We start from the raw sequence: 20,432 nt of genomic DNA on the forward strand, positions 1-20,432 counted from the left end.
CTATTGTATCTCTTTGCTATATCGGTTTTTGAAGCGTAAAATAAGGTGATATAAAATAAAAATCGAGATCAGTAAAATGGGTAATATATAGATCAAAAGACTTCGTAATGAAGTTTTGTTGACCCAATTGGATTGAGAATACACTTTAAAAACACGGTCAAGCGCAGCTTCAGTTTGTTCTAAATATGCATTGCGCTTAAGAAGCATAGATTTGGTATTGACTATGGCGCTTAGCTCTGAATTTTCATTGCTTCCCATTACCGTAATTGCACCTCGATCTTGCTTCAGCGCATTAGGAACTGCACCCAACGTGCTGTCTATTTGTGTAATGGTAAATTTATTTGCTTCCAATTCTGTAGCAATACTTTTAAGCAAGGCTTTGCGCTTATCTTGAAAGTATTCTTGGTTCTCCAGGTAGTTTAAAAATAATTCAATAGCGATCGTATCTGAAGCTACAAGGGTAATTTTATGTACATCATAAGCCGGCGCATATAGCGGTTTGTCAAAAAAGTTAGACTTATCATCATAATTTTCTGAAATCCTCGGCACAATATCTACAGGAAACTCCTCAAGATTTTTGAGCACACTCGTGATATCTTCTACCGGCTCGATAGAGATTTCCTTTAAATTTACTATGGAAAAATGCTTGTTTAAGACTGACTCCTGGTCTGAAGCGCTACGGTCTAATTCTTCAATTTTACCATAGAGATACGAAGTGCTTTTTACATTAGGCGCAACCAGTATTTCTGCAGTTTTTAGCGGATTTAAAAGTTTTGATAAGCCATAGCCTGCTACAATACCAATCACAAAAAGCAGAAGAATTATTAGAATATTTCTAAAAACAAATTGAAAAAACCGCAACCCATAAATCAGGAACTTTTTAAGTTGGCCTTTGAGCCACCTAAAAAGGTCAAAAACATCAATATCCTGATTATAGTTTGTACTCATTAGTCTTTAAAGATTTGTTCTAAAATTTGCTCTGTGATCAAATATGTAGGTTTTACACCTGTAGTTCCTAATCCTCCAGAGGCAAGTGTGCTTCCGGTTTCTAAAGGGTTGTCTGAAGCGTAATATGCATAACGTACCTTCACGCTATCACTGATGCTTCCGCGTAGTTTTGCAGCAGCTTGAATCGCTTTTTGATAATGCGCACCTTCCATCTCAAGCCCGATAACATTCCACGTACTCTCATAGAAAAAGCGCAAGATGTCTCTGTTTTGCAATGAGGTACCCAAAACCGTGATCATTGCACCATCGTAAACTGAAATTCCGTGTCCTTCAAGATCCTCTTTCTTCAGTTGGTTTTCAAACGGATAATTATCTGCCGTACCTTCAAAAAGATGTGCAGAAGGTATCATAATATCGCCTTTTCCGCCTTCAAGAATTCCCGCTTTACCCATAATCGAAACCGATTTTACATCAAGATGCACCGTTTCTCTTTTATCCTCATACGGCTTCAGTAATTCTTCCATCGTTTCGTAGGCTTGCTCTCCAAAGGCATAATCCATCACGATGATCACTGGCTCTTTACCTTCAGGATATGAGGTTTTAGAACAAAAGTTATTCTGCTTAAGATCAAGCTTAGCGGTATCAAAAATTTGAACGTCAATATTGGTTCCGCTTTGATCAGGAATAAAAAGCATTCCATGTTGCTGCGCCGTTTTTTCAACGCGTGCGCGTAGTTTTCCGCTACTTGCACTGCTAAGCGTCTCATAGATCTCAAGGTTTGACTTTTTGGTCATCTCTTTTTCAAGCGCCACCGGAGCAAAAAGGGTATTCATCACACTATGCATATTGGCACTTATGATGTGTATAGGACGTCGTAAGAGACCTTTAGCATCCAATTCCTTTTTGATCGCATCTGCCCAAACTTCGCCGTGAATATGATGTCCCAAACGCTCTCTTAAAACGGGAGAAAAAGTTACCAGACGCTTATCGTTTTCTACAATCTCTTCGATCGCTCGTTTTCCTAACCAATACACTAATTTTAAAAAGCGCTTCTCATTTTTTGGCGCAGAAAACTTACTGTAGATCGTAGAAACCTCATGAAACGTACGTCCCAAAATATTTGCTGTATGCGTTAACGCAATCTCGCGTTCGGTTTGAGAAAGAGGTTCTTCGGTAAGTACTGCTTTCTCTAATTTTTGCCAGTCACGAGTTGTATGGCCTTCTTCGTTGATCACCACACGTTTCATAATCTTGTGTGATTCTACAAATAAAAACGTCAAATGCGTTAGAATATCATAGATCTCAGAGCGCCCGCGTGTGATCTCAATGTTCATCTGTTCTTCATCAATACGATAGCAATTGCGACGCCGCTTAGGTGGAACTATGGGTTTAAAATGAGAATCTTTATAGCCTTCATCGCTCGTAAGGTTGATGTATCTACACTCTTCGATACCTTCCGGAAGTCGATCGATCACGTATAATAACCCATTGAGTTCTACTTTTTCTTCGGCAATGGTACCATAAATTTCAGGGCGCAAAATAAGCAGTGCCTCTCTCAAGGTTTCGCCAGAAACGCCCATGGGTTTATAAAAGCCGCGGTTAAATAAATGGCGCATGGTAATATACATACGCTCAATCGCCGCTGAACTTTCTTGTGATCGGGTTCTATTTTGTTGTTTTATTAAACTCATTAAATCAAATATACTTTTTTAAAAATCAAGTTGATACAGCACATCTGCAATACTGCGATCATTGGCCAACCTCGGCAGCTTGTTTTGACCGCCCAGTTTCCCTTTAGATTTCATATATGCTGTAAAACCGCCCTGCGGAATTACTTTGATTTCTAATCTTTTTAAAATTTTTCCTGTTATCAAATCTTTATAATAACTGTTCTGTTGTTGCAGCGCTTCATCAATGGCTTGCGCAAAAGCGTCTAAATCTTCTGGCTGTGTGTCAAACTCGATAAACCACTCATGAAACGGAAGCCCTTCTGAAGGATTGATTTGTGGCGCCACGGTAAATTCACTCACCTGGGCCTTAAATTGGCTTGCTGTGCTCGCTAAAGCTTCTTCCACCTCCTTGCCTATCACATGTTCGCCAAAAGCCGAAATAAAGTGCTTTATACGCCCGGTAACCACCACGCGATGCGGTTTTGTTGAAGTAAACATCACGGTATCTCCTACATTATACGCCCAAAGACCGGCTGTTGTAGAAATGACCATCACATAATTAACACCAACAGCTACCTCGCCAATGGTTAAACGTTGTGGATTTTCGGTAAAAAATTCGTCTGCTTTTATGAATTCATAGAAAATACCAGAATTTAAAAGCAGCAACATGCCTTTCTCTTTCTGAGAATCCTGAAATGCAAAAAAGCCTTCACTCGCGGGATACAATTCTATGCTGTCTACACGACGCCCGATGAGGTTTTCAAACTTTTTGCGATAAGGTTCGTAATTAACTCCGCCGTAAATAAACAGATTGAAATTTGGAAAAATTTCACCTACCGGTTTGCCTGTTTTTGCCTGCAACTTTTCAAAATACATCTGCACCCACGGCGGAATCCCGCTGATTACGCTCATGTTTTCAGGCAAGGTTTCTTCAACAATGGCATCTACCTTGCTTTCCCAATCTTCGATACAATTGGTTTCCCAACTTGGCATTCTGTTTTTTTGAAGATATCCCGGCACATAATGCGCAACGATACCCGATAATCTTCCGGTTTTAATGCCGCTTTTTATTTGCAGTTTGGGACTTCCTTGCAAGAAAATCATCTTTCCATCTACAAAGCTGCTGTTTCCGCTTTCTGCGATGTAATGCAAAATGGCATCGCGAGCCGCGTTGACGTGCATCGGCATAGATTCTTTAGTAATTGGAATATATTTTGCACCAGAAGTGGTCCCGGATGTTTTTGCAAAATACTCGGGTTTTCCCGGCCATAAAATATCTTCTTTACCAGCAACTGCTTCTTCTACATAATTCTTTAAAGCCTCGTAATCCCTTACTGGAACTGCTTTTGCAAAATCTGCCGCCGTTTTTATATTTTCAAAATTATGGTCTTTTCCAAATTTTGCCTTCGCGCCTTTTTTGATCAAATACTGAAAAACCGCATCCTGAGTGGCAACGGGATTAGCGCTCCATTTTTGGGTTTTACCAGCGATATACTTAGCAAATAGTTTTGCCGAAAACGACTTAATAGACATTATTCAAACGAAATATAATTAGTAGGATCTACAGGATAACCGCTGTTCCATAACTCAAAATGCAAGTGCGGTCCTGTAGAAAATTTACCGGTAGAACCGGCAGTGGCGATAACTTCTCCTGCCTTTACCAGATCTCCCTGATCTTTGGTCAGTGAGGCGTTATGCTTATAAACCGAGATCAAATCGTTACCGTGATCTAAAATGATCACATACCCAGTTTCTGCGGTCCATTCAGAAAAAATAACCGTACCATCTGCAGCTGCTTTGATCGCCTCATTTTTAGGTACTACGACGTCTGTGCCATAGTGTTTTTCTTCGGTATCAAAACCTTCGGTAATGTTTCCTTTAACCGGCGGAAACAAAGAAAAACTTACAGTTGAAGAAGCCGGCTCAAACAGGTTATAACGATCTTCATTAGCGACCTGTTCCCGCAACAAACTATCTTCTCTTGAGATTTTCATATTGAGCCCGCTTGTATCGCGCGGCTCGAGCAACAAAATAGAATCCCGATTAAAATTTACCTCATCAACATCACCGGTAAGTACTTTTCTAATACTCGCGTAATACTGTTGATTGATGTCGAGTTGACGTTTTAAAGAATCGGTTTCAAACATCAACTCCGTCGCTTGTCGTTTTAATTTAACCGAAGAATACCCGGGAATATACTCGCGTAACGGGGTATAAGCAATGAGTAGCGTAGTTAAGGCGATTAAAATAATTATTGAAAAGCCTACAACGATAAATACATTGAGTCGCGTGAGTTTAAAAGAGATACGTTCTTCAAAAGTGTCCTCGTTTAAAATGAGCAACCTGTATTTATGTAAAAGGCGCTTTTTAAGCTTCTTTTTTTCCTTAGGTTTTGCCATAAAAATCAATGAATAAGCAAATATAAAATTTAAAAGGCGTACGCCGACTGCTAAAGTTTTACATGGAACGGTCTATTCTTATGATTTCTTGTTATATTTACCATCTAAATTATCATGATATGAATGCATTAGCAATATTTTTAGGAATGGTAGGACCCTGGCAAATAGGGCTTATCGTGGTTGTAATTCTCTTACTTTTTGGAGGTAAGAAAATACCAGAGATGATGAGAGGGCTTGGTAGCGGTATTAAAGAATTTAAAGATGCCTCTAAAGATGATGAAGCATCTCACAAATCTGACGAGACTCTAGAAGAGAAAAAATCATAAGTAGTTCTTTTAAAAAGAAATTAAAAAAGCGCTTTAGAAATCTAAAGCGCTTTTTTAATGCATTATACTGAGCTAGATTATTCGGTTTTGTCCACGAATTTGACAGATCGCAGAATAGATTCCAGCTCAAAAATATTATCTCTTTTATTTGCTGAAGGTTTGAAAACAAAGCCTTCTAATACCAAATAACGATCGTTTTCTTTATCGTCTACAGTGAAGTTTACAAATGGTCCCGCCATATATCGCCCTTTTACTTCCCACATTCCTTTCATTTGATACGCCGGTTTACCGTCTATTGTAGTTTCAGAAAGATATGGTGCAAAAGCGGCTTCTGTAATAAAACGCATTCCTTCACTTACCGTAATATTATCGCCTCCTATTGAATCACGCATTTTGATCAATGAACCAATAGTATTGGAATCCCGATCGATCATATTGTACGGAACTTCGTAAACCGTGATGTTCATATCCCCATTGGGAATGTCTTTTCTGATCCAGAAAAACCCATCATCGTCTTTAGCATAACGGTATGCAGAAGGAAATTTCATAGTGATTCCAAAAGCATCTGTCAACGGCTTATCTTCTTTAAGAGAAAGACTTACGCGTCGTATTTTCTCTGTAAATTCGGTTTCTTTAATCGTATTTACGATTTTGGCACTATCCTGCTGAATGATATTAATAATCGCACTTTCGGTAGGGCCTTTAACCAAAATACCGGTTTGAGGTCGCGCGTACTCATCGTTCACGACTTCTATTGAAGCCGAATCTGCTTGTTCAATTTTTAAAAAAGTACGTTGCTTACGCATAAAGCCAGAAAAAGCTTCGCTAGGCATTTGATTAATTGCAAACATAGGTTCTACCTGTGGCAAACCATTTACAGGTCCCGCAAGTTTCTCACGAATACTCTCTCCTACCGGTCCTTCCCACATATCATTTGGCATTACCACCGTAAGGTTATTCAGAGCCCCAGAAGAAGCCGATAAAATTTTGCCTGAAGGCTTGTCGTCACAGGCTATAAAAGCAAATAAGACAAAGGCAAGAATTAGTTTTTGCATAGCATAAAATTGTTTAGTGTTAGTTAGCTATAACCAGAGTCATTCCCGGTTTGAGTTTATTACCGCTAATATCGTTCCAAACTTTAAGGTTCTCTGCACTTACGCCGGGAAATTTGCGCGCGATCTTCCATAAACTGTCGCCTTTCTGAACAACATATTTCTTTTGACCTTCTCCGGAAGTTGATTTTGACGCACTTGAAGAGGATGCCGAAGCTACTGGTTTGCTGGGATATAAGGTGAGCCGCTGACCGATACGCAAATTATTAGAGCGTAAATTATTCCAACGTTTAATCTGAAAAACTCCTACACCATAACGCTCTGCAATTTTTCCTAAATAATCGCCACTGCGTACGCGATAGGTAATACTTGTAGGTACTTCAAGATATTTTGGTAAGGTTTCTTCGTCCCGCTCAAGCTCTTTTTTTGCGCGTTGATAGATATTATCTTCATTGGCAACAAAAGGTCCAACAGCGGTTACCGGCAAGCGCAAATAATAATTTTCATCTTCAACATACGGTATGATATCTAATTTATATGCCGGATTTAAAAACTGAAGCTCTTCAAGCGAAACCCCGGTATATGCTGAAACTTGCTGTAATGTGATGGTTTCTTTTACTTTGATCGTATCGGTTTCAAAATAATTTACATCGGGTTGTGCCGGGTGATACCCGTGTTCTTCAGCATATTCAAAAATATACATCGTTGCTAAAAATGCCGGAATATAGCCTGCCGTTTCCCGTGGAAGATGATGTCTGATATTCCAGTAATTGGTTCTTCCGCCACTGCGACGAATGGCTTTACTTACATTTCCCGGTCCTGAATTATAACTTGCCAAAGCCAAATCCCAATCCCCAAAAATCTCGTGAAGTTTAGATAAATATTGCGCAGCAGCTTCGGTAGAAAGGATAGGATCCATACGCTCATCTACATACGAACTAATGTCTAATCCGTATAATTTCCCGGTATTGAACATAAATTGCCACATCCCCGTAGCTCCTACTCTAGACTTTGCGCGCGGTCGCAATGCAGATTCTACAATGGCCAGATATTTTAGTTCCAGAGGCATATTGTGCTTGTCTAAAGTCTGCTCAAACCCGGGAAAATAGAATTGAGATAATCCCATCAAGCGTTCTAAAGTAGGTTTGTGGCGCTTTAAATAGCCTTTGATGACATTCTCTAAAGAAGGATTATACTCAACGTTAAACGGAGTGCGTGCATCAAGAGCTGCAAGGCGCTTTTTAAGCACTTCTGTGGTGAGTTCTGGGTATTCAACGTCTTCATAGTTGGTATCATCAACTAAAGACGCCATATCGTCGTAAAGTGTGTTTGTAGTAAGTTCTTCTAGCCAAAGTTTATCAACTTTAGCAGGAAATTTACGATCGTTGAGTTTTTTTGAAGTACTGTCCCATTTTACCTCTTTAAATAAGAAAGGTTCAGGAACCTTTTGTACCACATGCCCGTTAGCACTGTTAAGCTCGCGCATGAGTTGTTTGAGTTCTACCGTATCGACGATAGGTAGCGTCTGAGAAACCTGCAGCGTTGCTGCCTTAGGATTTTTCTTCTGGGCATAAGATGCCAACGAGGTCATGACTACAAATGCATAACCGAGACAATAGCGTTTTTTCATATGTGTTTACAACGATGCAAACGCTAAAGTCGTATTTTTTGTTCAAAATCTAAAACACCCAGAAGAAAGTCCTGAATACTAATTTTTATTCACGAATTGCTGCAATACCCGGAAGCTCTTTACCTTCAAGCATTTCTAGCATTGCACCACCACCGGTAGAAACGTAACTTACTTTATTTTCAAAGCCAAATTGTTTTACGGCAGCTACGCTATCTCCTCCTCCAACAAGTGAGAAGGTTCCGTTGTTTGTTGCTTCTGCAATTGCATCACCAAGAGCGATTGTTCCTTTAGCAAAAGGTTCCATCTCAAAAACACCTAAAGGCCCGTTCCAAAGAATGGTCTTGCTATTTTTTACCACTTGAGCAAAATTCTCTAGTGATTTTGGTCCTGCATCAAGTCCTTGCCATCCGTCAGGAATTTCATTGATCGGTTCTACTTTAGTATTTGCAAATTCTGAAAAGCTATCTGCTGCAAGAACATCAACCGGCAAATGAACGTTTACATTCTTTTCTTTAGCTTTTTTCAATATATCTAAAGCGAGTTCTTGTTTATCATCTTCACAGATCGAACTCCCAATTTGACCTCCTTGTGCTTTGATAAATGTATACGCCATTCCACCTCCAAGAATCAAATCGTCAACTTTATCAAGAACATTCTCGATCACGGTGATTTTTGAAGAAACTTTTGCGCCTCCTAAAATGGCTAAAACCGGACTCTCATTGTCATTAAGCACTTTATCAATGCTCTCGATTTCTTTAGCCAGTAAGTAACCAAAACATTTTTTCTCCGGGAAAAACTGCGCTACAATGGTCGTTGAGGCATGCGCTCTGTGCGCCGTACCAAAGGCGTCATTTACATAAATATCTCCCAATTGAGATAGCTGTTCTGCAAAGCCTTTATCTCCGGCCGTTTCCTCATCGTGATAACGCAGGTTCTCAAGCAATAAAATTTCGCCAGGCTCCAATTCTGAAGCTGCTTTTTCTGCTGCAGCACCTACACAGTTCTCTACAAATTTCACCTGAACGCCAATGATTTCAGAAACTTTGGCTACAATGTGCTTCAAAGAAAACTCAGGCTCATTGTTTTTAGGTCTTCCTAAGTGAGACATTAAAATCGCCGAACCACCATCTTCTAAAACTTTTAAAATTGTAGGTTTTGCGGCTTCAATACGCGTAGTATCGGTAACCTGATGATTCTCATCTAAAGGCACATTAAAATCTACACGGATTAATGCTTTTTTATTTTCAAAATTAAAATCGTCGATGGTTTTCATGTAATCTGTATTATTTGTGATTTTGGTAATTAACTAGTTGGTTAACGGCCTAACACGATATCGCTGTTAAGCCAATACTGAACAAACAAATATAACGGATAGCGCCAAAAAATACGTTACATTTCTGTTATATTTGGCGCATGCAATTTCAATCAATTCTCGGGCAAAATTTCATTAAAAAACATCTTACAACCAGTGTAGACCGCGGTCGTGTCGCACATGCACAACTCTTTGTAGGTGCTAGTGGTAGCGGTGTTTTACCGTGTGCGCTCGCCTATGCGCAATACCTTATTTGCAATAATACCGAAGGTGAAAATACAGGCGGATCTGCAGCTTGCAATCTAAAGTTTGATCATCTAGCGCATCCCGATTTACATTTTGCATATCCCGTGGCTCCTAATGACACGGTAAAATCACATCCTGTTTCTGATAATTTTGCTAAGGAATGGCGCGCATTTATTCAGGAAAATCCCTACGGAAGTTTGTACGACTGGCACCGACACATCGGTATTGAAAAAAAACAGGGAAAAATTGGGGTTGATGAAGCTCAAGATATTGTAAAAAAGTTATCACTTAAATCGTACGAAGGGGGCTTTAAAGTAATGATCATTTGGATGGCTGACAAGATGAACAATGCTGCGTCCAACAAGCTTCTAAAACTGATTGAAGAACCACCGCAAAAGACCATTTTCCTCCTTATTGCCGAAAATGAAGATCAAATAATTGACACCATCAAATCGCGTTGTCAAGTCTTGCGCTTCCCTCCTCTTGCAGCCGAAGCTTTAGAAAATGCCTTGATCAACGAGCATAATTGCGATGCTGCTGAAGCGAAAAAGTTGGCTATTAAAGCACACGGAGATTATAATCTTGCTCTACATTTATTGGACCATAGCAGCGATGAAGAAGAGTTTGAAACTTGGTTTGTAAGTTGGGTGCGCACAGCTTTTAAAGCACGCGGAAATAAAAAAGCCATCATTGATCTGATCGCGTGGAGTGAGAATATTGCTTCAAAAGGTAGAGAAACACAAAAGAGTTTTTTAGGCTACTGTGAAGATTTTTTTAGGCAAGCCATGTTATTGAATTATAATGCTAAAGAATTGGTGTATTTACAGCCGGTAACCCAATTTGAACTGGCTAAATTTGCCCCATTTATACACGGTAACAACATCAATTCACTTATCGAAGAATTGCAAACTGCAGCGTATCACATTGAACGGAATGGTAATGCCAAGATCGTTTTAACTGATCTCTCTATAAAACTCACTCGTTTATTACATACAAAAGCATAAAAAAAGGCAGCTCTTAAGAGCTGCCTTTTTAAAACCAATTGGTTCAAATATTATTCTGCAGAAGTTGTGTCTTCTACTTCTGTTGCAGGAGTTTCTGCAGGAGCACCACTGTAAGCAGTATTTAAAGCTTTTAAAACTTCATCTGTGATATCTAATGCTGCTTTTCCGTAGAGAATATTTCCGCTATCATTTTTTCCGTAGATATAATCATAACCGTTCTCTTCTCCGTAAGTGTCGATAAAATCGCGAACCTTTGTAATTACAGAATCAACAGCCGCTTGACTCTCTTGCTGAATTTGTCCACCACGCGCTTGTTGCATTTGCTGAATTTCTTGCTGTAATGCTCCCAATTCTTGCTCTTTGGCCTGGCGCTCTGACGGACTCATAGATTGTGCATTTTTCTGATATAAATCGACTTTTATTTGAAATGCCTGAATTTTAGGCTGAAGCTCTCCGCGGATCTCTTCGCTCAATTTATTGTACTTATCCTGAACTTCGGTCATCTCGGTGTATTCTTCAAAAAGTTTCTGCGTATCGACAAAACCAGATTTTGATTTTGAACAACTCGCCAAAACAAGGGCAATTAATAAAAGACTGAATTTAGTTTTCATATTAGATTTTTAGATTTTGTTGCAAATGTAATTAGTTGGTTCAGATAAGTACCATTTTACTGCAAAATCTTAGTTATTGTAAAAACAAATAGTAAAACTCCTTGTAATAATTAAATCTTATTATTTTTAGGTTTAAATAAGATGATTTAAGCTGTTTTAAGAATTTCCACATATAAATAGTCGTATTAAAGCACAGAAAGCCCTAAAAACGCTTTATTTTGATTATTTACTCAATTTTAAGACATAAATCAAGGAAGAATACTCACCAGAGCGTCTTGCACTCCAATTTGATCGTAAACCGGTTAAAAATGCTGACCAAGGTTGAAAGAAAGAAGATGCCTTATATTTTTCAGATAACAGACTTACATAAAACGAATCAAAAACTAACGGCTTACTTTCTTCTAAAATAAATCCGTGTGCTTCAAACAAGCTTTTTATACTCTTTGCAGAAAAATGATGTAAGTGTCTTGGTACGTCCCAAGCAGCCCAAAAATTTTTATAATGTTTCGCGTCTAAAGAATTGAAATTGGGAACAGCAACAAACAAAACACCATTTTTATTTAAATGATTTTTTAACCATTCGATTTGATGTTGTAAATCTGGAACATGTTCTAAAACATGCCACATCGTGATCGCATCAAATTTTTGCGTGCTTACCGCATCTATATTTTGAAAAAGCGCGATTCCTTTTTCCGAAGCTTTTTTTCTTGCATCTGGCGAAGGTTCAATTCCGGTTACCTTCCACCCTTCATTTTTTGCTTGTTTTAAAAAATCACCGGTTCCTGCTCCAATATCTAAAAGTGCTCCTTGAGCTACTCGAGAAGAAACTAATTGCAATTTTTTCTTCAGCATAAATCGCTTAATGAAGTGATATGCTTTTTCAAAAAGACCTTTTTTTGAATCGGTGTGCGAAATGTAATCCTCACTTAAATAATACTGATCCAAATTTTCTGGAACAGGAAGTGTAGCATACTTATCTAACTTTTCATCATAAATCAAATCAAATTCTTCTTTAGAAACAGAATAATCTTTGATTTTTAAATTGGTCTTTTTAGTCAACGAATGAGATTTTTGAAGAAATAAATGAAAAGTGTTTCACGTGGAACTAAAAAATTAGCGTCCCATATAAACGAGCATTACCGAAATATCACTCGGAGAAACACCACTTACCCGTGAAGCTTGAGAAATAGTTGTTGGCTGAATTTTTGTCAACTTCTCACGTGCTTCATACGAAAGCGATTTTAGTTTAGTATAATCAAAATTGTCTGGAATCTTGATATTTTCTAATCGCTGTAATTTATCTGCGTTCGCCTTTTCCTTTTCAATGTAACCCGAATATTTGATTCGGATTTCGGCTTGTTCTAAAACTTCAGTCTCGAGATTGTTTTCAGCAACGTATTCCTTTACATCTTTAAATGAAAGCATATCCTCTAAAGCTATCTGAGGTCGGCTAAAAATCTTAACCATTTTATCTGATTGCTTCATCGGTGTTGTTCCTTTTTCAGCTAAAACCGGATTGGCTTCTTCAGGCTGAATACTAGTTGTATTGAAAAATTCAACAAGATTTACCGCTTGTGCTTCTTTCTTCTCAAGAGCTTGCATACGCTCTTTACTAGCCAAACCAACCTCAAAAGATCGAGGAGTAAGACGAGCATCGGCATTATCTTGACGTAATAACGTGCGATATTCTGCTCGCGAAGTAAACATACGATACGGCTCTTTGGTTCCTTTGGTAATCAAATCATCTACCAAAACGCCTATATACGCTTCATCTCTTTTCAGGATGAACGGATCTTTTTCCTGAACTTTTAAACTCGCATTTAATCCTGCAACCAGACCTTGAGAAGCTGCTTCTTCATAACCCGTGGTTCCGTTAATTTGACCAGCGAAATATAAACCGTCAACCAATTTAGTTTCTAACGTATGCTTCAACTGCGTTGGTGGGAAGTAATCATATTCGATCGCATAACCTGGTCTAAAGAACTTCACATTTTCAAAACCTGAAACTTGACGCAATGCCTTAAACTGAACTTCTTCTGGCAAGGAAGTAGAAAAACCATTTACATAATATTCAATAGTATTCCAACCTTCAGGCTCAACGAACAATTGATGACGATCTTTATCTGCAAAACGATTAATCTTATCTTCTATCGAAGGACAATATCTTGGCCCTGTACTTTGAATTCTACCATTAAACATAGGCGAACGGTCAAAGCCTTCACGAAGCAAATTATGCACCTCGGGACTCGTATAACTCATTTGACAAGAACGCTGTTTTGTCAATGGCTTTGTTGCATTACTAAAGCTGAATTTTTGTGGATCTTCATCACCAGGCTGCTCGATCATTTTTGAAAAATCAAGACTTCTACCATCAACACGTGGAGGTGTTCCGGTTTTCATTCTACCTGAATCAAAACCTAAATCAACTAATTGTTCAGTAATGCCAGTTGCCTTACGCTCCCCTGCTCTACCACCTCCAAATTGTTTCTCACCAATATGAATGAGTCCGTTTAAGAAAGTTCCGTTAGTCAGAATTACCGACTTAGATTTGATCTCGATTCCTAAAGAAGTACGCACGCCAGCAACCCGATCACCTTCGACTAAAAGACCATTTACCATCTCCTGATAAAAATCAAGATTAGCAGTATTCTCTAACATCAAACGCCATTCTTCAGCAAAACGCATACGGTCACTTTGCACACGTGGACTCCACATTGCAGGTCCTTTACTTTTATTAAGCATCTTAAATTGGATCGCAGTTTTATCAGAAACAATTCCGCTATAACCACCTAGTGCATCAATCTCGCGTACGATTTGTCCTTTTGCAATTCCTCCCATAGCAGGATTACAAGACATTTGCGCGATGGTTTGCAAATTCATCGTAACCAATAATGTTTTGCTTCCAGAATTGGCAGCCGCAGCTGCGGCTTCACAACCTGCGTGGCCACCTCCCACAACAATCACATCGTATATATCTTCAAAAAAACTCATTGTTCCACGTGAAACATTTAATTATACTTCCTTAAAAAATGGGCGCAAAGATACTGAAAATTAAAGGGAAGACCATAGCCTATACAGCCCATAGTGCTAGATACTCATCTTCCTTCTTGCGCATATTGGATTTCTCATCATCGGTCTTATCACCGTAACCGCACATATGCAACAAACCGTGTATGATTACACGGCGCAATTCTGTGTCAAAATCTACATTAAAATCCTTTGCGTTATCAGCAACACGATCGGTACTAATGTAGATCTCGCCATTTAAAATAGTACCTTCGGTATAATCAAAAGTGACTATATCTGTTAGCGTATCGTGGTCTAAAAATTGCTGATTTATTTCTAAAAGAAAATCATCTGAACAAAAAACATAACCCAAACTATCTATTCCATAAGACTCTTTAAGCGCTGCTGCTTTTAGCCAACTTTCAACACGTTCAGACTGTTCTAAAACAAAATCATTTTGACTACTAAATTCAATCATTATCCTTCTTGAAGTATCGTTTAACTTTTAGTTTATAATTATCCTGTAAAGGCAATTTGTCTCTATTCAAAATCTCTTTGGAATTAAAATAGCGCTTCGCTTCAGGAATGGCATTTGACGTTGTATTATTGTATACCTTACTAGTACTTTCAGATTCCCTTTGATTGTTTTGATCCTTCTCCTGCTCCGCTTCTTCCATCTTTAAAAACTGCTGAATTACTTCATTCATCTTACGCTTAGCCACATCGGAATCGCCACTCAACAAATCATCTTCAATCGACTCTAAATATTGTAATACTCGTTGGGTTTCTTCGTCCATCCCAGTTTGCTGAAGCATATCTTCTAACTGATTTCTTATAGCTTCTTGCTGTTTATAAATCTCATATTGTCTGGCTAATTCAGACTCAGATGAACCGCCTTCATTTTGTCCTTGTCCTTGATTTTCATCTCCAGATTCACCACCAGCTCCTTCACCTTCTTTACCCTCTTTTCCATCTTCCCCTTGATTCCCACTTTCACCGGTTTGACCCTCCTTTTCTCCTTGACCCAATTTTTCTTGAAGTTGTTTCTGCGACATAATGATATCAGATAGTTGTTTTCCGCTACCTTTTCCTCCACTAGGGAACGGCATAGGTGCACCAGAGCTACCAGAACCCATTGCAAAAGATAATTCTGCTTGCATATTATCTAGAATATCTGAAAGCATATCTGCTAAAGTATTTGCTCCAGCAAAAACATATTGTTCACTAGCTACCCCTTTTACAATATCATTGTCTGCTAGACGCTCCAAACTTTGATCAAGATTGTAGGTAATCTCTGTTAATTGCTCATTTATGTCCTCTTGAATGCTAGGATTGCGTAATGACAATACAAACAAACTATCATCAATGTGTTCAAAATTCTCTCTCAATTGATTCTGTTTGACCAAATATTTAGAGAATGAAGGATTGCCATTATCAATATTTGAGAACTTATCTTTTAAATCCTCCTGATCAAAAGAAAAAATAACCAAATTATCTAAAATCTGTCTCAACATTTCGACATCCTCTTGTAATTGCTCAACATCACCTCCACCGCCAGAAGCCATTTGCTGCATCAACTTTTGACCCATTTTCTGCATCTTCTTCCCTGCGTTCTTTTGACTGGATTTTGCATCCTCTTGAGACTTTGAATCTTCAGGATTCTCTAAATTTTTCACGGCCTTTTCTTGCGCTTGCTGAATCTCTTCTTCTAATTTTTGATCTTCGGGAATATCTATGGGTTTACTTAATTCTTGATTCTCTTGTTTCAAATCAGCAAGTTCCCTCTTCAAGCTTTCAAAAGATTCATAAAGTTCTTTCTGTTTATCTAATTGTGGATTATCACTACTTCCTTCTTTCTCTTGCTCACTCCCTAATTTATTTAACGAACGCCCTATTCGTTCACCTTTAGTCTGTACAAAAAAGCGCTTGGTAAGTTCGAGTAATTGATTCATAGATCGACTCGAATTCTTAGAATTCTTAGCCATCTCATCAAGCTTATCTTTGAGTTCATCTTCCTCCATCAAATTCTGAAGTTTAGATAACTCATCTACAAGTTTTTCTTGCTCTTTAAGTTGCTCCTCGTTCTTTTCTAAACGCTCTTTTAAAGCCTTACTTTTTTCTGAGGGTGACTCTGAAAGTTCGTCTAAAGCATTCAAGCTTTTTTTCAACTTTTCAGCATAAGATTGCATCATTTCCTCTTGTGCCTTTTGTCTACTTAAAAATGATTTTATTTTGCGCTTATCATTAAAATCTAAATTTTCCTTCTCCTTCTGAAGGTTCTGTAATTCTTTTAAATCACGTTCTTGATCCTGCATACGTTCAACAGATTTATCAAGACCATCTAAAGATGTTTTTTGCAATTCGAGTTGTTTATCAACGGCGGCTTCCTTTGTCAAAGATTGAAAGGAAAACGTCTCAGAACGCGTGCTTTTAAAACCATGCAATGCGTCATTATCCCGTACTTCAAAATAATAAGTGTAAGAAACCCCACGAGTCAATTGCAAATCACCCGGAAAGGCAAAATAAAATTGATCAACCGTGGTCTTTTTGACCGGAATATTAATTGTAAAACTATTATCTATCTGATTTTCATTATAATAAACCAATTTAACATCGCGTAATCCATAATCGTCTGCTACATTTCCTCTAAAATAAGTTTCATCATCACCAAGTGTATCCTTTCTTACTTCAAGATCTAGTTCAGGATACCCGTCACGTATGACCTCTATTTGATAATTTAATTGCTCATAACGCTCTAAACCATCGTTACTCGCAGCAATGCTATAATCCACAGAACGGAATAACTGACTGTCAAAAGTAAATTCATTTATGTCCTGTTTAAAAACATACGCCGAATCTGCAATCCATTCTACCTTATCGGTGTTTCGGGTATCTAACATCCATTGCACTTGGGTCCCTTCAGGAATGGTGATATTCCCTGTATTTTCAACCAACTCATCGGCTCTATTCAAATATTTAGGAAAATCCAATTTCACGCTCAAGGTTGAAATCGCTGGGGTATTCACTAATGTATAGCGGTAATTCCTTGAACTGAATCCATTCCCTTCAAAATAAAAATCAAGATCTTCAGAAGCTTGCGCTACGATATACTCAAAGATCCCAGTGCCTTTTTTCTGCATAAAATAAGACACTCCATTAAGCTCGATCATTACCTCTTCTGGTAACTTATCGCCTTCCACCTCTACCTGAATATCTACAGGCTGACCTTCAATAACTTTTTGTCCGGGATCTTTCAAATGAAAAGAAAACGGTGCCGGTGGTGAATAATGGGTTTTATAATCCAGCACTCTGTTTGCACTCTCACTAAAAAGAGAAACTCCGCTGCTTAAACTGATTCCCACAAAAATGAGTACCGGAATAAGCGCGTATTTCAAGTATTTTAAATTCTTTTTGTAATCAATGGCCAACGTAAACGGAATTGGCTCGAGCTCTTTACTTTTTTGTAAAACACTCGCCCTAGCCAAATCTGAAGTTTGAGCGGTCGCTTGTAATTGTAACGTATTTAATAATTTATCTTTTACTTCGGGAAAATGATTTCCAATCAATTTTGAAGCTTCACTGTAGTCGATTCCCTTAGATAATTTAAACAAACGCAAAATCGGGATCCCAATAAACCGAATCAACAAAAGCGCTTCTATCCCTCCAAAGGACCAAAAAAGAATTCCCCTACCCCAAGTGTTGAGCCAAAAGAAATATTCGATACCCAAAACCAACAGTACATAGGCCAGGCCAATCGCGATAAAAAATAGCAATCCTCTAAGGAGTTCATCCTTGTAATATTTTCGAATAAAACGCTCTAATTTGGCCTCTAATTGGTGCAAAATGGCTCTGATTTAATCTATTTATATTTCAATAACTAAAACTACGATAATATATTATAGCCGCTACGCATGAAATACACAAGCCTGTAAACCTAAAAATCCTTGATTTTAAGCTTATTAAAATTATATCCTTAAGAATACGTAACAGTGAACTTGTGATGTGCGACACTTGCTGATATTAAGTACCTTTGCATCCTAAAATTTCTATATGCATCAAAATGTACGTGTGCGTTTTGCACCAAGCCCTACCGGACCTTTACACATAGGTGGTGTAAGAACAGCATTATATAACTATTTATTTGCCAAAAAAAATAACGGAACCTTTGTTCTTAGAATTGAAGACACCGATCAAAACCGATACGTTGAAGGCGCAGAAAACTATATTGTTGAAGCGCTAAACTGGTGCGGAATTCCTTATGATGAAGGACCAGGAAAAGAAGGTGGTTTTGGTCCTTATCGCCAAAGTGAGCGCAAGGATAAATACTTTGCTTTTGCTGAAAAACTCATCGCATCAGGAGATGCTTACTATGCATTTGATACTGCTGAAGCTCTTGATGCACATCGCAAAGATCACGAAGAACAAGGCAAAACCTTCATCTACAATTGGCACAACCGTGAGCAATTAGATAATTCTCTGAACCTGTCTCCTGAGGAAACTCAAAAAAGAATTGAAGCCGGAGAAGATTATGTGATTCGGTTTAAATCACCGCAAAGCGAAATCCTGGAACTCGAAGACTTGATTCGTGGTTCGGTTGAAGTGGATACGAGCTTACTTGACGATAAAGTTTTATTTAAAGCAGATGGTATGCCAACGTATCATTTGGCCAACATAGTTGATGATCACCTTATGGAAATCACACACGTAATTCGTGGCGAAGAATGGCTTCCATCTCTTGCTTTACACGTTATGCTTTATCGCGCTTTTGGTTGGGAAACTCCACAGTTTGCGCATTTACCTTTGATTATGAAACCCGTAGGTAAAGGAAAATTGAGCAAACGTGATGGTGATAAAATGGGATTCCCTGTTTTTCCTCTTGAATGGAAAGATCCTAAATCTGGAGACCTATCAGCCGGATATCGTGAAGATGGCTATTTGCCGGAAGCGGTAGTAAATATGCTTGCCTTTTTAGGATGGAATCCAGGTACCGAAAAAGAAATTTATGCTTTAGAAGAACTCATTCAGGATTTTGAACTGAGCCGCGTACATAAATCTGGAGCCAAATTTGATCCTGAAAAAACAAAGTGGTTTCAACAACAGCATTTGCACAATGCTACTGATGAATCATTAGTTTCAGGTTTTCAAGCCATTTTAAAAGAAAAACGTTTTGACGTTGACGATGCGTATGTAAAGCAGGTAATTCATCTGGTTAAAGAACGTGCTGTTTTTATTGCAGACCTTTGGGAACAAGGTAATTTCTTTTTTGAAAGACCAACTTCTTATGATGAAAAAGCAGCCAAAAAAGCTTGGAAAGAAGATACCGGCACGATTATGACCTCCTTGTCAAAAATCATTTCAGAAACTGAAGATTTTACTGCTCAAAACCTTTCTGCTAATGTAAAAGGCTGGATTCAAAATGAAGGTCTAGGTTTTGGTAAAGTAATGCAACCTCTACGTTTAAGTCTTGTAGGTTCTATGTCTGGACCCGATGTGTTTGACATTGCTGCGACCATTGGTAAAGCAAAAACTTTAGAACGCATTCGCTTTGCGATAGAAACGCTATAGATATAACACGATTCCTGCAGTAATAAGTCCTAGATTTCCTTCAAAGTTTGTTGCTGCAGGATCTTTTAATTCTAATCCCTCATCATTCAGCTTGTTCAAAGCATTGGTAAAACCGTATTGGTAATTTGCAGTCAAACGCACATGTGTAAAACCTGCGCTCAAGCCTACGGTTACTAACCCATTTACACGAGACCACTCCTGTATGTCTTCAGCTGTTAGACTTGTATAATTTTGAAGTACAAAATCACTTTGATTTACATCATCTAATTCCATTTTACCATTAACCTGAACTATTGGTCCTACTTCTAGACTTAAATGATCTCCTGCGATCAAATAGCTCAGCAAAAGTTTAACCTGTGCCCCACTCCAAGTATATTCAACTTTTTCAACAGTTGAAGCTTCTCCTCTGGCATTCATACTTATAGAAGTTTGCATAAAATCTACTCCAAAAATCAAATCGAAGTTGTTATAAAATGCAGATCGTTTAGATAAGCCTACTAAAAAACCGGCTTCCTGATTGGTCTCAAAATTTGAAGAATTAAGGTCGAGCAGTGCATATTGACCCTGAACGCCTATTCTATTAGAATCATATTTGTGACGTTGTGCGTGAATTGAAAACGTACTTAGAATTAGAAGAAAAAAGAAAAAAGGCCTCAAGTGTTA

16 protein-coding genes are annotated in these 20,432 nt (G+C 38.3%); 3 read left to right on the forward strand and 13 right to left on the reverse strand.

Annotated elements, in window-relative coordinates; genetic code table 11:
• From MED217_RS17995 to MED217_RS18010, 4 genes are read right to left on the reverse strand one after another with little or no spacing between them, the layout of a single operon-like run.
• The gene (locus MED217_RS17995; protein WP_009781995.1) at nucleotides 1-948 is read right to left on the reverse strand and encodes a hypothetical protein; all 948 of its coding nucleotides are present in this window, start codon (nucleotides 946-948) and stop codon (nucleotides 1-3) included.
• Nucleotides 948-2,639, reverse strand: coding sequence for a DUF6909 family protein (locus MED217_RS18000; RefSeq protein ID WP_009781996.1), 1,692 nt, complete (start codon nucleotides 2,637-2,639; stop codon nucleotides 948-950). Before MED217_RS18000 ends, MED217_RS17995 begins: the two co-directional genes overlap by 1 nt.
• Before the next feature lie 18 nt (nucleotides 2,640-2,657).
• Nucleotides 2,658-4,151: a GH3 auxin-responsive promoter family protein gene (locus tag MED217_RS18005; protein WP_009781997.1), complete on the reverse strand. Its 1,494-nt coding sequence runs from the start codon at nucleotides 4,149-4,151 to the stop codon at nucleotides 2,658-2,660.
• On the reverse strand, nucleotides 4,151-5,017 hold the full coding sequence (locus tag MED217_RS18010) for a M23 family metallopeptidase (protein ID WP_040533051.1): 867 nt from the start codon (nucleotides 5,015-5,017) through the stop codon (nucleotides 4,151-4,153). The genes MED217_RS18005 and MED217_RS18010 overlap by 1 nt, the downstream gene beginning before the upstream one ends.
• A gap of 119 nt (nucleotides 5,018-5,136) precedes the next feature.
• Between MED217_RS18010 and MED217_RS18015 the strand changes: the two genes are divergently transcribed.
• Nucleotides 5,137-5,343 carry a Sec-independent protein translocase subunit TatA/TatB gene (locus tag MED217_RS18015; RefSeq protein WP_040533835.1) on the forward strand — a complete coding sequence of 69 codons (207 nt, stop codon included), beginning with the start codon at nucleotides 5,137-5,139 and terminating at the stop codon, nucleotides 5,341-5,343.
• 77 nt (nucleotides 5,344-5,420) lie between these two features.
• On the opposite strand, the gene MED217_RS18020 is transcribed toward MED217_RS18015, so the two are convergent.
• From MED217_RS18020 to MED217_RS18030, 3 genes are all read right to left on the reverse strand, one after another.
• Nucleotides 5,421-6,398: a DUF4837 family protein gene (locus MED217_RS18020; RefSeq protein ID WP_009782000.1), complete on the reverse strand. Its 978-nt coding sequence runs from the start codon at nucleotides 6,396-6,398 to the stop codon at nucleotides 5,421-5,423.
• Nucleotides 6,399-6,417: 19 nt separating this feature from the next.
• Nucleotides 6,418-8,025, reverse strand: a complete 1,608-nt coding sequence (locus MED217_RS18025; RefSeq protein ID WP_009782001.1) for a lytic transglycosylase domain-containing protein — start codon at nucleotides 8,023-8,025, stop codon at nucleotides 6,418-6,420.
• Nucleotides 8,026-8,110: 85 nt separating this feature from the next.
• Nucleotides 8,111-9,298: a phosphoglycerate kinase gene (locus MED217_RS18030; protein WP_009782002.1), complete on the reverse strand. Its 1,188-nt coding sequence runs from the start codon at nucleotides 9,296-9,298 to the stop codon at nucleotides 8,111-8,113.
• 140 nt (nucleotides 9,299-9,438) lie between these two features.
• Between MED217_RS18030 and MED217_RS18035 the strand changes: the two genes are divergently transcribed.
• Nucleotides 9,439-10,587, forward strand: coding sequence for a DNA polymerase III subunit (locus MED217_RS18035; RefSeq protein WP_009782003.1), 1,149 nt, complete (start codon nucleotides 9,439-9,441; stop codon nucleotides 10,585-10,587).
• A gap of 50 nt (nucleotides 10,588-10,637) precedes the next feature.
• On the opposite strand, the gene MED217_RS18040 is transcribed toward MED217_RS18035, so the two are convergent.
• From MED217_RS18040 to MED217_RS18060, 5 genes are all read right to left on the reverse strand, one after another.
• The gene (locus MED217_RS18040) at nucleotides 10,638-11,198 is read right to left on the reverse strand and encodes an OmpH/Skp family outer membrane protein (protein ID WP_009782004.1); all 561 of its coding nucleotides are present in this window, start codon (nucleotides 11,196-11,198) and stop codon (nucleotides 10,638-10,640) included.
• 222 nt (nucleotides 11,199-11,420) lie between these two features.
• Nucleotides 11,421-12,257, reverse strand: coding sequence for a class I SAM-dependent methyltransferase (locus MED217_RS18045; protein ID WP_009782005.1), 837 nt, complete (start codon nucleotides 12,255-12,257; stop codon nucleotides 11,421-11,423).
• A 54-nt stretch (nucleotides 12,258-12,311) separates the two neighbouring features.
• Entirely contained in the window at nucleotides 12,312-14,189 is a 1,878-nt protein-coding gene (gene mnmG / locus MED217_RS18050) for a tRNA uridine-5-carboxymethylaminomethyl(34) synthesis enzyme MnmG (RefSeq protein WP_009782006.1), read from the reverse strand.
• A gap of 79 nt (nucleotides 14,190-14,268) precedes the next feature.
• Complete coding sequence (gene ybeY / locus MED217_RS18055) at nucleotides 14,269-14,682, reverse strand: rRNA maturation RNase YbeY (protein ID WP_009782007.1); 414 nt, start codon at nucleotides 14,680-14,682, stop codon at nucleotides 14,269-14,271.
• The gene (locus MED217_RS18060; protein ID WP_009782008.1) at nucleotides 14,675-18,046 is read right to left on the reverse strand and encodes a coiled-coil domain-containing protein; all 3,372 of its coding nucleotides are present in this window, start codon (nucleotides 18,044-18,046) and stop codon (nucleotides 14,675-14,677) included. Before MED217_RS18060 ends, ybeY begins: the two co-directional genes overlap by 8 nt.
• Nucleotides 18,047-18,254: 208 nt before the next feature.
• Here MED217_RS18060 and gltX point away from each other — a divergent pair, with 208 nt between their 5' ends.
• The gene (gene gltX, locus MED217_RS18065; RefSeq protein WP_009782009.1) at nucleotides 18,255-19,769 is read left to right on the forward strand and encodes a glutamate--tRNA ligase; all 1,515 of its coding nucleotides are present in this window, start codon (nucleotides 18,255-18,257) and stop codon (nucleotides 19,767-19,769) included.
• On the opposite strand, the gene MED217_RS18070 is transcribed toward gltX, so the two are convergent.
• Nucleotides 19,764-20,426 carry a hypothetical protein gene (locus MED217_RS18070; protein ID WP_009782010.1) on the reverse strand — a complete coding sequence of 221 codons (663 nt, stop codon included), beginning with the start codon at nucleotides 20,424-20,426 and terminating at the stop codon, nucleotides 19,764-19,766. The genes gltX and MED217_RS18070 overlap by 6 nt on opposite strands.
• Nucleotides 20,427-20,432: the final 6 nt, after the last annotated feature.

The sequence above is a fragment of the Leeuwenhoekiella blandensis MED217 genome (assembly GCF_000152985.1).
Lineage (GTDB): Bacteria > Bacteroidota > Bacteroidia > Flavobacteriales > Flavobacteriaceae > Leeuwenhoekiella > Leeuwenhoekiella blandensis.

What these genes read in the sequence shown, in the direction of transcription:
- MED217_RS18040 (WP_009782004.1), bottom strand. Translation starts at nt 11,198, where the DNA reads ATGAAAACTAAATTCAGTCTTTTATTAATTGCCCTTGTTTTGGCGAGT.
- MED217_RS18005 (WP_009781997.1), bottom strand. Translation starts at nt 4,151, where the DNA reads ATGTCTATTAAGTCGTTTTCGGCAAAACTATTTGCTAAGTATATCGCT.
- MED217_RS18020 (WP_009782000.1), bottom strand. Translation starts at nt 6,398, where the DNA reads ATGCAAAAACTAATTCTTGCCTTTGTCTTATTTGCTTTTATAGCCTGT.
- mnmG (WP_009782006.1), bottom strand. Translation starts at nt 14,189, where the DNA reads ATGAGTTTTTTTGAAGATATATACGATGTGATTGTTGTGGGAGGTGGC.
- MED217_RS18025 (WP_009782001.1), bottom strand. Translation starts at nt 8,025, where the DNA reads ATGAAAAAACGCTATTGTCTCGGTTATGCATTTGTAGTCATGACCTCG.
- MED217_RS17995 (WP_009781995.1), bottom strand. Translation starts at nt 948, where the DNA reads ATGAGTACAAACTATAATCAGGATATTGATGTTTTTGACCTTTTTAGG.
- ybeY (WP_009782007.1), bottom strand. Translation starts at nt 14,682, where the DNA reads ATGATTGAATTTAGTAGTCAAAATGATTTTGTTTTAGAACAGTCTGAA.
- MED217_RS18000 (WP_009781996.1), bottom strand. Translation starts at nt 2,639, where the DNA reads ATGAGTTTAATAAAACAACAAAATAGAACCCGATCACAAGAAAGTTCA.
- MED217_RS18010 (WP_040533051.1), bottom strand. Translation starts at nt 5,017, where the DNA reads ATGGCAAAACCTAAGGAAAAAAAGAAGCTTAAAAAGCGCCTTTTACAT.
- gltX (WP_009782009.1), top strand. Translation starts at nt 18,255, where the DNA reads ATGCATCAAAATGTACGTGTGCGTTTTGCACCAAGCCCTACCGGACCT.
- MED217_RS18035 (WP_009782003.1), top strand. Translation starts at nt 9,439, where the DNA reads ATGCAATTTCAATCAATTCTCGGGCAAAATTTCATTAAAAAACATCTT.
- MED217_RS18015 (WP_040533835.1), top strand. Translation starts at nt 5,137, where the DNA reads ATGAATGCATTAGCAATATTTTTAGGAATGGTAGGACCCTGGCAAATA.
- MED217_RS18030 (WP_009782002.1), bottom strand. Translation starts at nt 9,298, where the DNA reads ATGAAAACCATCGACGATTTTAATTTTGAAAATAAAAAAGCATTAATC.